Origin of the sequence: Enterococcus pallens ATCC BAA-351, from assembly GCF_000407485.1 — a bacterium.
GTDB lineage: Bacteria > Bacillota > Bacilli > Lactobacillales > Enterococcaceae > Enterococcus_A > Enterococcus_A pallens.
Genome location: NZ_ASWD01000005.1, coordinates 22,611 through 36,019, shown reverse-complemented (window position 1 = coordinate 36,019; position 13,409 = coordinate 22,611). Strand labels below are relative to the sequence as shown.

At 36.1% G+C, this 13,409-nt stretch carries 12 protein-coding genes; 1 reads left to right on the top strand and 11 read right to left on the bottom strand.

Annotated features, from left to right (window positions below):
* Window positions 1-208 precede the first annotated feature (208 nt).
* The 10 genes from I588_RS19975 to I588_RS19930 form a co-directional block, all read right to left on the bottom strand.
* Entirely contained in the window at window positions 209-1,633 is a 1,425-nt protein-coding gene (locus I588_RS19975; protein WP_010759080.1) for a PTS transporter subunit EIIC, read from the bottom strand.
* A 152-nt stretch (window positions 1,634-1,785) separates the two neighbouring features.
* Window positions 1,786-2,616 (bottom strand): PRD domain-containing protein, encoded by an 831-nt coding sequence (locus I588_RS19970; protein WP_010759081.1) that lies wholly within the window; start codon window positions 2,614-2,616, stop codon window positions 1,786-1,788.
* 12 nt (window positions 2,617-2,628) lie between these two features.
* Window positions 2,629-3,072 carry a PTS sugar transporter subunit IIA gene (locus I588_RS19965; protein WP_010759082.1) on the bottom strand — a complete coding sequence of 148 codons (444 nt, stop codon included), beginning with the start codon at window positions 3,070-3,072 and terminating at the stop codon, window positions 2,629-2,631.
* A gap of 62 nt (window positions 3,073-3,134) precedes the next feature.
* Window positions 3,135-4,586 (bottom strand): glycoside hydrolase family 1 protein, encoded by a 1,452-nt coding sequence (locus I588_RS19960; RefSeq protein WP_010759083.1) that lies wholly within the window; start codon window positions 4,584-4,586, stop codon window positions 3,135-3,137.
* 109 nt (window positions 4,587-4,695) lie between these two features.
* Window positions 4,696-5,484, bottom strand: coding sequence for a MurR/RpiR family transcriptional regulator (locus tag I588_RS19955; RefSeq protein WP_010759084.1), 789 nt, complete (start codon window positions 5,482-5,484; stop codon window positions 4,696-4,698).
* Between the two features lie 120 nt (window positions 5,485-5,604).
* Window positions 5,605-6,978 carry a M24 family metallopeptidase gene (locus I588_RS19950; RefSeq protein WP_010759085.1) on the bottom strand — a complete coding sequence of 458 codons (1,374 nt, stop codon included), beginning with the start codon at window positions 6,976-6,978 and terminating at the stop codon, window positions 5,605-5,607.
* 19 nt (window positions 6,979-6,997) lie between these two features.
* Window positions 6,998-8,449, bottom strand: a complete 1,452-nt coding sequence (locus I588_RS19945; RefSeq protein WP_010759086.1) for a M81 family metallopeptidase — start codon at window positions 8,447-8,449, stop codon at window positions 6,998-7,000.
* A 284-nt stretch (window positions 8,450-8,733) separates the two neighbouring features.
* Window positions 8,734-9,297 (bottom strand): DUF2716 domain-containing protein, encoded by a 564-nt coding sequence (locus tag I588_RS19940; RefSeq protein WP_010759087.1) that lies wholly within the window; start codon window positions 9,295-9,297, stop codon window positions 8,734-8,736.
* A 56-nt stretch (window positions 9,298-9,353) separates the two neighbouring features.
* Window positions 9,354-9,728 carry a hypothetical protein gene (locus I588_RS19935; protein WP_010759088.1) on the bottom strand — a complete coding sequence of 125 codons (375 nt, stop codon included), beginning with the start codon at window positions 9,726-9,728 and terminating at the stop codon, window positions 9,354-9,356.
* A gap of 313 nt (window positions 9,729-10,041) precedes the next feature.
* A complete protein-coding gene (locus I588_RS19930) occupies window positions 10,042-10,773 on the bottom strand; it encodes a DUF1266 domain-containing protein (protein WP_010759089.1) in 732 nt (243 codons plus the stop codon).
* A gap of 303 nt (window positions 10,774-11,076) precedes the next feature.
* Here I588_RS19930 and I588_RS19925 point away from each other — a divergent pair, with 303 nt between their 5' ends.
* Window positions 11,077-11,277, top strand: coding sequence for a hypothetical protein (locus I588_RS19925; RefSeq protein ID WP_010759090.1), 201 nt, complete (start codon window positions 11,077-11,079; stop codon window positions 11,275-11,277).
* A gap of 256 nt (window positions 11,278-11,533) precedes the next feature.
* On the opposite strand, the gene I588_RS19920 is transcribed toward I588_RS19925, so the two are convergent.
* On the bottom strand, window positions 11,534-13,408 hold the full coding sequence (locus tag I588_RS19920) for an ABC transporter ATP-binding protein (RefSeq protein WP_010759091.1): 1,875 nt from the start codon (window positions 13,406-13,408) through the stop codon (window positions 11,534-11,536).
* Window position 13,409: the final 1 nt, after the last annotated feature.

The following is a 13,409-nucleotide window of genomic DNA, read 5'->3' as shown; positions in this document are numbered from 1 at the left end:
TAATTTTGGCTAATCCTAGTATGTTAATAATCTTTTAAAATAAAGGACTTACTAATGTTTGTTGAATGGATTTTTTCTATTTCAAACAGGATTCGATAAGCCTTAGTGGCGGATATCTGGTTCTAATTATTTTCTTTTTCATCGGACAAGTAAAACCCTTTGAAAGATTTAACGCTTAGAATCTTTCAAAGGGTTTAGATAATTCTCTTTAAATATTTTCTACTGGTGTTTCTTTTTTCTCAACAACTTCAAATGTCTCTGTTTTAGCTATGACAATTTTAGTAACGGTAAAAGATACTACTACTGCTACCAATACCACAATACCTGCCAAAATCATATTACCTGCTGTACCATCTGGTGCAACGAAGAATAATGCTGTCAATAGACCTGGACAAAATCCCATTACATAGCTCTTAAGTCCGAAAATACCTGCCACTAATCCGGCGGAAACAGCCCCAGCAGCTGTACCAATTAATACTTTTGGTCTAGTAATCAAGGCCCCATAGAAAGCTGGTTCAGTAACCCCGCAAAGTGCAGTAAAAGCAAAAGAGTAGGTCATCCCCTTTTTTCCTCTATCTTTCATACTAGTAGCAACTGCCAACGCTGTACCTCCAATGCATAAATTGGAAATGAAACCCATTACCACATAGACTGGATCATAACCAAGTGATTCAATTGCTGCAAAGCCAACTGGTGACAAAGCTTTATCAAAGCCAAGCATAACCATATATGGATAAAGCGCTGAAAGAAAAGGTAGAGCAATTCCACCAATCGTATCCATCAAGAACATGACCGCACTTCCAGCATAAACACTTAATCTGGTTCCTAACGGTCCTAATATAATCAAAACAATCGGAACCACAATAATCATGGTTAACAAGGGCTTCAAGAAATATTTGATAGTTTCAGGTATTCCTTTTTCCAGCACTCTGTCAACATAATACATAACAAAGACTCCCATAATAACAGGTAAGATACTTCCATTGTAATCTATATTAGGGATAGAAATACCTAAAAAATCTAAATCAGTTGCACCACTAATGTTTTGACTAACCAATAGACAACCTAAAAAGGCACCCATGATTGGTTCAATCTTTAAACGTTTCGCTGTTGTGTACCCAAGATAAACAGGTAAAAAGGAAAAACCTGCACTAAAAATTGCTGTCATCAATAAGGCTGTCCCACTCTCCATGGGTACATTGAAGTAATTTACCAATAAATTCTTGATTGCTAAAATTAACCCACCAACAATCAAGGCAGGAACTACTGGCATAAAGATCGCCGCACTGAAATTGCCGAATTTATTTACATAATACAAGAAATTCTTTTTTTCATCACCTGATTCAGGCAATTGTTTATCAGACTGTGAATTTAGTTGTTTCGTATCAAATTGCGAAACATCCATAAAATCCTTGTAAGCCTCATGAACACTTGGACCGATTATTACCTGTAACTGACCAGTTTTACTAACAATTCCTACTACATTTTCAATCTTTTTGATTGCTTCTTCATCAATTACTTGTTTATTTCTATAATGTATTCGTAGCCTCGTTGCACAATGTTCCACATGGGTAATGTTGTCTACTCCTCCCATGTTACTTAAAATTTCTTCTGACATTTTTTTAAATTTCATGTCTATGACCTCCTTAGAATATTGTTCTTATTAAGAGGTTTGGCCAGCGATCCTGTCACCATCCAATATTTTTATCGGCATTCATCCTTGATAAAAAAGAATCTTCAACTCCCTTCAATCATATCGCACTCCAATGTATGCGAATACATTTTTTAACTTGATAATCGGATAACGTGAATAAGCAGGTAGAACTCTTCTTCATGGTTCGTCAAATATCCATATTTTCGCTTTAAGAAACGGCTGATTTCCTGAATACAACAGTATTGGTCTGGATAAGCTTGTTTCATGGTGTGTAGCATCGCACTATTAGACTGCGCTTCGTTACGAACATAATTACTGTTGACAATTTGTTGCACGAAAAAACGACAATGAGTTAGAAATCGATCATAAGCCAAGTTATCTTCCTGTTCTATTCTAAAATAGTGATCAACAATTTCTCGAATCACATTAATAATTTCAATGATCGTATAATTTTGCAACATATTAAAATCAGATTCTGCATTCACGATATGCAAAGCAATGAAATTAGCTTCGTCACGACCGATAGTAAAATCTAAATACTCATTCAGCAAATCAATTGTACCTAGAGCAATCTGATATTCCTCCTTATAAAGAGATTTTACATTGACTAAGATTAGCGAATCAAAGTCGATTCCCTTTTGAACTCGGTCAATCATCGTTACGATATGATCAGTTAATGTTATATAGATTGAGTCATCAATTTGTTTTGTACTCTCAGCTTTAATATAAGAAATGATCTTTTCGCTTAATAAAATGTAATCTAAAGGAATCGAGGTCACAAGCTCCTCGAAACGATTATTAATCTCTTTTTTCAACTCGAACTTTTTTTCAGCTAAATTTGGATTAAGATGACTGCCCTTTTGTTTTCCAAAAGATAAACCTTTGCCTACTAATATAGCTTCATTACCAAAGTAATCCTCGACCATAATTGCATTATTGTTGTAAATCTTTTTAATTATCATAGAAATCCTCCATTACGGAAGTACTTTAACAACCGGGACTCCTTGCGAAATCCATTCGCTTGAGGCTAAGCGAGCAACTTGTTTACCTAAACTAACGACTAACACTGTAGCATCATAGCCATTTTCCTGGATCCTCTGCCAGTTGACTACAGTTAAAACAGTCTTTTGGTCAACCTTATCACCAGGCCGAACCTTGGGATCAAAAACTGAACGATCCAACTCAACGGTATCGATCCCTACATGAATAAGAATCTCCGTGCCATCCTCTGCCTGAATCCCCAGCGCGTGACCAGTATCATAAACCATGCTTACTGTTCCTGATACGGGGCTATACAGTTTAGTATCATCAGTGAGTAGACCATATCCATCTCCCAACATCTTTTGTGAAAATACCTCATCCTCCACTTCGCTTAAATTGACTAGACGTCCAGAACCGACACTAAATAATTCAGTCATCCCCATTTCTCCTTTTAAGTGTTGGTCCGCCTGTCTTTCTGGCAGACCAACACCTCACACTACTAATTTGATTTTGCTAGCTTTTCTTCCCCTTGGCTTAAATGATTGATAATATAATCTCGGTACCAGAAATAGCTCTTCTTTGGAATTCGTTCCAGCTGGTTGTCAAAATCAACTCGAACAAGACCGTAACGCTTTTTATATCCATTGATCCAGCTATAGAGATCCATAGTCGACCAATGATAGTACCCGGTAACATTTACGCCTTCATCGATTGCATCCTGCATGTAAGATAAAAATTGTTGAAATACTTCAATCCGTTCATCATCCTCTACATGCCCACTTGCATCAGGCTTCTCGTAGCAACCGTGACCATTTTCAGTGATCATAATCATTGGATTCTCATAACGATCTTGAATTTCTTTTAAGGCGGTATACATCACTCGAGGATTCACTTCACGCCCCCACTTATTTCGCCGAACTTGTTCATCAAAGGACGATTCAAAAATATTTTCCACTCGAATTCCTTCTTTGTTGTTACTGCCAGTTCCTTTATTATTATGAAATACTTGGGAGCTCCCCTTCTGCCAATCGGTTACATACTGACGATTATATAAATTCAATCCCAAGTAATCACCTTTCCCGTAACTAAACAATTCTGCTTCATTTTCAACTCGTAGCAAGGTAAAACCAAATACCTGAATCATTTTATCCAACTCGCTAGGCAGCTGACCTAATAGTGTTGGACAAAGTATCAGACGATTATAAAAGAAATCAGCCACTTCAAATATATTCTCTGGCTCTTTCGTTGCAGGATCAACCTCAACGTTCCCGTTGTCATGAACAATCCCAATAATTCCATCGATTTTCATTTCTCTGAAGGAACGAATCGCCTTGGCGCTAGCCAACATCAAATTGTACTGATATTGAAAATAGGATTGGAAGTCTAATTTACGGTTTGGCGGATAATTACCAACTACGTTCGTGCAGTAAGCATAGTACCTTGGCTCATTAATCGTTGCCCATAGTTTTACCCGGTCACCAAAGTTTTCAAAACAAATTTTTGCATACTCGTTAAAATAGTCTGTAATCTTAACATTCAGCCAACCACCTTCTTTGGCTATTTCCAAAGGTAGATCGTAATGGAACAACGTAATATTCGGTTCGATATCTTTTTCCAAACAATAATCAATCACCTGATTATAAAATTCAATACCTGCCTGGTTTACCTGACCATAACCATTTGGTATTATCCGGCTCCAAGCAATTGAAAAGCGGTAAGTATTTTGTTTCCCCTCAGCCATCATATCAATATCCTTTTTGTAAAAGTGATAGAAGTCACTGGCTGTATCTCCATCTTCTTGATTAATGTTTAAAGGACTATGGTGATTGAAATAATCCCATTCACCTAACCCTTTGCCATCCTCATCCCAAGCGCCTTCGCATTGATACGCAGCTGTTGCTGAGCCCCAAAGAAAGGCCTTATTTTTAAATACATCATCAAACTTTCTCATATTTTTGTCTCCCCTCTGAATAGTATTACCTTCTTTTTATTAACTGTCTTTATTATATAGGCAAAAGAAAAATGGAGTGGTTCACATTTTGAACCACTCCAGATCGAACTTATTCTTTTTTATATTTTGAAAGATAACTCGCTGAAATCAAATCAAAAATATAGGCAATACCGTATTTTCCATAAGCACCTAAATAATCATTGGTAAAGCTGTCTCTACTAATATAAAAAATATTGTCGTATACTTGCTGAAAAATTTCGTTCTTTGAAGCAGTGATAAGTAACTTCTTTCCCTTGATCTCAGAAATCCAATCATTGGCAATTTCGGCAAATTTACCTGAAGCCGACACCGTAATAATCAAGGAATCATTAGTCAGAGATTTAATATTTTCATTATTCGTATAAGCATTAGAAACAATTTTTATTTCCTTATTTGCATAAATTAGTTCCTGTTGAAATCGAATCAGATCACCACTTGTATTATTTGCACACAATAGAACAACATCTTTATGCATATTTAAAAGTTCTGTTAACTCATTAACAATTTCGACTGTAAATACACTATCAATATCCTCGATCATTTTAAAAATCATGTCATTCAGTTTTTTACGATGATTGATTAAATCATCCTGCGAACGATATTGCAGATTACTGGGGAAAATTAACTTAGTGATGGATTCCTTTAAATCACTAAAATTCGGATATCCCAAGCGATTACAAAATCTTCTAATCGCTGACCTGCTAGTAAAGGTTTCATCCATAATCTCATTAACAGATAGTTCAGAAATACGATCCAATTGCTTCACTAAATAGACAGTAATGGCATAATCGCTATCCTTTATTCCCTCATTTAAAATAGAACTTAATGAATTCAACAACCCCAGATTATTTATATTCATTTTACTATTCCTCCTAACAACATAATTATACCAACTTGGAAAGTACGAGAATAGTGAGAAAATGTCAAATAGAGCATTGCAAACAACCAGCTAAAATAATTTAACTGGTTGTACAAGTCTTTATTTATTGGTAAGTATGCTGTTGTGATTCAACAAAAATGGGCGGTAATATCCAGTTGCTGCACTCATTGGTAAAACTTCATCAGCTAGTTGAATTCCTAGGACTTCTTGCAGATAGGTTCTTCTTTTTTCCACTCGCTTCCATACTTCAGGATAGTTTTCTTGAATCTGGTTACGCAATTCTATATCAGCTAAAAATATACCACCCTCACATCCAGTTCCATTGTAGCCGGGAATAGAAGGTATAATATCTATTTGAAATAGCATACCACTCTTAAGAACTTCTTGAGAATTTGGATAAATTGGGGAACTAAGCCACTCTTCATCAGCACAAAGATGGCCTGGGTTTAATTCCCAACCATAATTTTCTTTTGGAAAGACACTCTCAATCGCTGTATACAATTTTTCTCCCTTTATACCAATCTTCGCAGTTTCCAGCCAAGTTTTGAAGGCATTGAAGTAGGGTATTGCCATTTTTTCAAGATAATTCTCCTGCCCTGCAGGAAGTTCACTTGCTTGATTTACCGCAAAACCGCTGCGACTTTCCAAGCCACCTTTATAGCCAGTAGTCATTGAAATAGGATCTCCCAAGCTAATCTTATTGTTGCTTGGATATAAATTAGCTTTAATGAACCGTTCACCAGCTGCCATAATAGTAACAACGCTGTGCCTTTGTCCTTTGGCAGCCAATTTTTCAGCTATTTCCATTTCAGTTTTTCCAACTGACACTTCATTCATTGCTTCTAGAATACATGTCCCTGCTAAAGCTGAGCCAAATTCATAGTGAGCAAACTCGTTAACATTATTAATTGTTCGGATCCCCTCTTCACCGATCATTAGACTGGTGGCATTAGTAAGCTCACTATTCCTTGCAACCTTTTTAATTGCCTCTAACAGAAAATGGGGAAGATCATATAGTTGCTTATTGTCTTCGGCTGTATTCGTAAAGTTCTTCCAGCCAACGATTCCAATCCGTTGTTTGTCGGCAAACCGACACTTAGTCAAAATTTCTTCAACCGTTTCTTTTGTATTCATTGGTTGATTGGGTAAAGATAAATGCGGCAAATGAATCGCTGTTACCTTAATTCTCGCTTTACCTGCTTTATTTAAGTTTTCATTGCCTAATACAGCAAAAGCCTCACCATTCGCGTGTAGTACCAATAAAGCCTCTTCAAATCGAGGAATAAAACCAACCAAATATTCAAAGTTGCTGCCATGTTCCAAATCTGCATAAATAATTAATGTATCATAATTATGTTGCTTCATTTTTGCTAATAGCTTGTTTTTGCGTTCCTCCATGGTCTCATCCGTTAACAAAATTGGAGTAAGGTCTTTATCAAATTCTGGTGGTAAAACTTCTTTTAATCTAATCATTCTATTTTCTACTCTCTTTCTAAATGTTATCAATAGGAAACATCGGACGCATGATCAATTTGAAAGGTAAAGCAGAAGTGTCCTGCAGGGTTGCTCCTTTGGTTAAGGACATCACACATAGCTTGCCATGTTCTTTCAATTCAGGAAAAGCATAGCCAATTTTTACTATAATGATGTCATAGTCGTTCCAATTAGCACCAGCTGCTTCAAATTGATGTTGCTCCACAAAGGGATGGTTGGTATCCGTCACAATAATATCAATTGCTTTATCAATCACTGAAACTAGAATACAACCACCAAAATCACCCACTTCGCCAAATATTTTAGTTCCAGTCTGTCTACCTTTATCTTTAATTTTTACTTTTAAATCAACATTGGAGGATAGCTCATCAATTTCCATTCCTAAGGATAGTTCGACAGTTTCTCCTATTGTTACCTGGTCAAGTCTTTTGAAGGCTTCCTTATCGTGTATGGCTGCAAAGAGAAAGCTTTTTCCCCTAGAATCTTCAAGATTTAGAACTTGCTGCAAAACGGATGTATTGGCTCCCATAGCACCTGAAGTTACATTGTCTCCCGAATCAGTCAAAAATACTGGTTTATCAGAACACTTGACTACCATTTCTAGGGCTTGTTCAGGTTCTTTAGTGATTCCTGTGTAACGAAACTCATGTCTTCTCGTCCAAATGAATTCCTGCAAATCATCGACCACTGCTTCGGCATATTCGCGATACTTATTATCACTAGGAATGGCTACAATACCACAGCCGGCATTTGGTGTATCATGTCTGATATAGCCAACATGCCACGATACACTTAAGATACGAGGATCTTTTTCAATCTCGTCTAGGTATTGATTAATGCTGCTGACAGGTTCGTCACTGGATACACTCTGCTCGCCACCTAAAATCAACGGAAGCTTGCGGTATATTGGTGTAATTGAGCGTCGATTTTTCAACAGATCAATCAACTTATCAAAAACTAGCTCAATAGTTTTCTTCATATCCGTATGAGGTGATTCTCGATAGCTTCTAATAATTGTGGCATTCTCGACATACTCTTGATTCAAATTGCCATGAGGATCACAAGTAATTGCAATTGGTAGATAAGGTCCTACAATTTCTCGAATCTTCATTAACAGATAATGATCTCCTGACCCAATTCCTTCTACCTTGCTTGCCCCGTGAAAATGCAGATAAATTCCGTCTATTTCATGTAAGTGCTGCTTGAGGGTTGAAATCATCTTATCCTCAATATACATAAAAGCTTGCTTTTTCATTACACCGCTAGAAGCTCCATCCGCATAAATTCCCGGGATAGCCTTGACTCCTCTTTTCAAACATCGATCACTAATTTGCATCCTTTTCACACATTCGCTACCATAACAAATATCCATCGTTTCCAAATCACTTTTCATAGGAATATTTTCATTTGCTTCTAGTACAAATTTTGATACAAAAACCTTCACCTTCATCCTCTCCAATCCTTCGTCGCATTCCTTTATCAAAGTATACAGTGTTCATAGTTTTAAAATGCTTCATATTTTGAACCATTTGTACCCAACTGGACATTGACGAAGATATTGGATAATTTACTGTCTTTGTTAAACGAAATCCCTATACAAAAAAAGCCCACGTATCTACAAGATACATCGGCAGTTTTTGCAAATGAAAGGATATTTTAATATGATTTATGAAATCATTGTCATGAAAGTTAGCGTAGCACTTCCTTTTTGCTAATTAAAATTCTGAAAAAAATTTATATATTTTCTTTCTCATCCATATTCCCCTCACTAGCCTCAATCAACACCAATCCAAGATACTGAGCTTTCTTTTGGATTTCTTTTCTTAGCTGCTCCCCATACACGAAAATTTCCTTTCGCCATGGATCAGTCAGATACCCCCAGGATAAATCCTTAGAAAAGAACAAAAAATAATCTCCATCGGGGTAAAATTCTGGAAAGTACGCATAGTATCCGCCATGGGAATAGTTTTTATCCTCAATAAATGTTGGTTTGGCTTTACGCGTTTTTACCTGCGGAAAATATTTGTAACAGGTATGCTGCCAATCTAAGACATACATATATTCCTGATCTTTCAAGCAAGTACAAAAAATGTTCTGAATCGTTTTTCGCCAGTTAGGATCAGAATCAGCTATAGCAAATACCCCTTCACAACTGTAAAGATCGTAAGGCTCTGTTAATGTATAGCGAGAATCTTTTGCATCATAGTCTGGATCGAAAGAAAACCGTTGGTAAACAATCTCCCAAAGTTCATCTGCTATTTGATCTGAGAGGATATCCCATTCTTGCTGATTTTTCATGATAACCTTCTTTTAAAAAAATTTGGGATTTGCATATTACTTTATAAACCTCTTTGCTATCCATCAATACTAACGTTAGTAAAATCTTCCAAAACACCAGAAAATTCAATATCAATAATGTGAGTGTCGTCGTACTCATGATTGCAATAACTAATTATTCCTTCGTTCTTACCGAGAATTCGAATTGAAGGCTCGCGAAGCTTTTGCGGCATATTATTCTTACTGACATCTCCGAAAAAAATAGTAAATCCCTCATCCTCTAACAGCACGTCACAAATAAGACTTAATCTCTCAGAATAGGCATTTAGAACTTTTACTGCATACGCAGCAGTTTCCTGATCCATGAGCGATTCGTCTATGCTGATTTCTACGCCCTTTTGCTCAGTTTGATATTCTTTTTCGGCAGGTTTGTAGGTAAAGTCATTCTCCAACAGTTTGATCACTCCCTTTGTTTTTCAGCAGTTGCCACTCTTTTGGTATTGATTTTAATACTTTTTCTACTCGTCTAACTATCATTGAAGATAGCAATTTTTTCTATTATATCAGTCTTTTCATATGTAATTGTACAGTTAAGAAAAAATCCTGTTGTAAAAATGGAACAGGTTACGTGTGTTGAATACGCAGCAATAGTGTACACTTACAAAAAAGTCGAGGATGATAAACCGATTGCTCCAAAGGTTAGATTTCATCTAACTTTCGAAGGCTGGTAAACCATCCACGACATTTTTTTATTATAATAATTTACTATGAATTTAGATTCCATTTTACAAATTGCCAAGGACTATCGCTTTTACAAAGGAGATTTTCCATCGTTTTCTCAAGTTGTTTTCTACTAAATCCAGTATTAAACTTCACTATTGCTTCTTGGTCCAACAGCTGAGTACCATAGTCTTCCCAGCTCTCGAATTTCCCTTGAACTTTTGGTATTAGTTCTTCAAAAATTGCTAACACTTGATCTTTTTGAAGCAGATTAGTATCCACCGCAGAAACTAAAACAGTTGCTGCTATGCCAATTTCCAAGGCCGTAAGATTCAACTGCTGGGGGAGATTTTCAGAAGAATCACTGACAGCTTGGAGTGAAGATAACTGAATACCGGCAGCCTGTAAATTAGCTTTGGCGACAATTAATGCTTCTTCTCCAGACGTAATAGTAAAACTTGTTTCTTGTTGCACTTTCAAGCTCCGAATATCTTCTTTCTTCAAATCAGCAATAGCTCCAAAACAAAGTAAATGTAAAATCGGTTGCTCCTCGGAATCATTCTCTTCCTTTTTGAACAAACTAAACCAGTCTAAAAAAACTGTTGCACGAAAAGGTGCCGCAAGACTTGCAGCAAACATTTCTGGATAAGTTAGATCAGCTATAACATCGCTGGTTCTTTGACCCTGCTCTTGTTTTTCTTGTTCAGCTTCCTGCTTAGCTTCTTCTCTGCCCTCTTTAAACGGATCGATGATGTATTCCTTAATAATTTTAAACAAAAACGCTCCTCCATTCACTTTATTTCACTGATAAATCATTGGTTTTAGACATACTAAAACCAGATAAAAGCTAGATATTTATATTGGCTGTTAAAAATAATCTTACCATAAATAGGATAGAGTCTCGAGATAAAAATAGAAGTCGATAGTCATTGTATTGGCTTCAGACTGCAGATGATAGAGTAACGATGAGTATTAATTTTTCAATACTATTCCTCTTCCCCTTCATCATGCTATACTTTAATTAATCAGAGTTAGCATTGTTCAAAAGTTGCTTTTAATACCAACAAGGAGGGCTTCATTATGAGAAAATGCATCAGATGTAATGTAGAAATGATTGAGAATAATTTTGCTCGCAAGGTTAATGGTGGCGGCTATGAAATTATTGTAAAAATCGTTGAGAAGAATAAGGTGCAGTCAGTAGGGAATTCTAAGGTGGCAATTTGTCCTGAATGTGGTTATGTAGAGACGTATATTGAAGATTTTAACAACGATAAAAAATAGTAGTCATACGAAATCATATTAACGATTACTTATTCACGCAAATATGGTTTAGATCAAATTAAACAAGCCCGTTTGTCTACCGTTCCACCGTCCTCGCCAAACAGTTTCTGTAACACCAGTTGCTTGTCATTTTCACAAACCATAGAGGATCTAAAAGTTGACAAAAGCACACTTGAGTCTGCAAAACTCAAGTGTGCTTATAGTATAGTTGAACATTACACCTGTTTCTTACAACAAGGTACTATTCTAGGAATACTTACTCAGCAAAGTTACCTGTATAAAGTCGATAGTACTGTCCTTTGGTATTGATTAAATCCTCATGCGTTCCACGTTCGATAATTCTTCCTTTATCCATAACCATAATACAATCAGAATTTTTAATGGTCGATAATCTGTGAGCAATAACAAAGGTTGTTCTTCCTTTCATTAGGGCATCCATACCACTTTGAATTGCTTTTTCAGTTCGTGAGTCAATTGATGATGTTGCTTCATCTAATATTAATACGGGTGCATTCGCAGCGGCAGCTCGCGCAATGGATAAAAGCTGTCTTTGTCCCTGACTTAAACTACTACCGTTGTTTTTAAGAATCGTGTTATATCCTTCAGGTAAGAGATTAATAAAATCATCAGCGTTGGCTAACTTTGCGGCCTCAATACAATCTTTGTCTGTGGCATCTGGATTACCGTAACGGATATTATCTAAAACTGTTCCAGTGAAAAGATTTGTATCCTGAAGTACCACACCTATTCTTTTTCTCAGAGCTGATTTCTTTATTTTTTCAATGTTTATGCCATCGTATCTCAATTTTCCGCCCTGTATATCGTAGAAGCGATTAATCAAATTGGTAATCGTTGTTTTACCTGCACCTGTTGCACCAACAAAGGCAAGTTTTTGTCCTGGTTTAGCGTACAAATTGATATCGTGTAAAATCTTCTTTGTTTTAGTATATCCAAAGTCGACGTGTTCAAATTCAATATTTCCTTTAAGCTCCGTGTAAGTAATGCTATCAGTCGCTTTATGATAATGTTTCCACAACCAATCACCTGTTTTTTCATTACTCTCTACAAGATTACCTTTAGAATCCATTTGAGCAGGAACCAATTCGACATATCCATTATCGATTTCTGGTGTTTCATCAATCAACTCAAATACACGAACCGACCCAGCTGCTGCCATAATTATGGCATTCATTTGTTGACTAATTTGCATAAATGGCTGTGTAAAGCTCTTGTTTAAACCAATAAACGCTATAACATCACCAATAGTAAGAATTTGTGAACCGGAAAAAGTCAAAAGCGCACCCACAATAATACATATGATATAACTTAAATTCCCGATATTTCCATTTATAGGCATCATGATATTGGCAAAGGTATTTGCTTTAGTTGTACTGTCTCTTAAACTGTGATTGTATTCTCGAAAGTCATTGATCGCTTGATTTTCGTGATTGAATATTTTAACCACTTTTTGTCCATCGAGCATTTCTTCAATATAGCCATCGAGAGCACCAATATTTTCTTGCTGCTTGTTAAAATAAATACTCGATTTTTTTGATAGTATGGAAGTCACCACAACCATGATTAACGCTATCAACAAAGTAAAAATTGTTAATTGGATATTTATTAGCATCATAGAAATGAAAGTTGCAACTATTGTAACTACTACGTTAATCATTTGAGGGATACTTTGGCCCATTAATTGTCGTAATGTATCTATGTCATTGGTGTAAACAGACATTATATCCCCATGAGGATGGGTATCAAAATACTCAATCGGCAAACTTTCCATTTTATCAAACAGATCATTCCGTAATTTTTTCATCGCTCCCTGACTTATTCTTACCGTTATGAGATTGTATGCATAATTTGTAAGAATTCCCAATACAAAGATACAAGACAGTTTAACTAGCGCTCCTAAGAGAGGTTGAAAACTATTTTGTGTCCCTTGAAGTAAAGGGGTGATATATATATCAATTAAATCTCGGACGAAAAGCATTCCATACATTGAAATAACTGCAGATGAGATTATACATAATACTGTGATCGAAAATAGTAATTTGTAATTCTTGATCATGTATTTTAGGACACGTAGTAAATTTTTCGCTGTTTGCATGTTATTCTTTTTACTCATT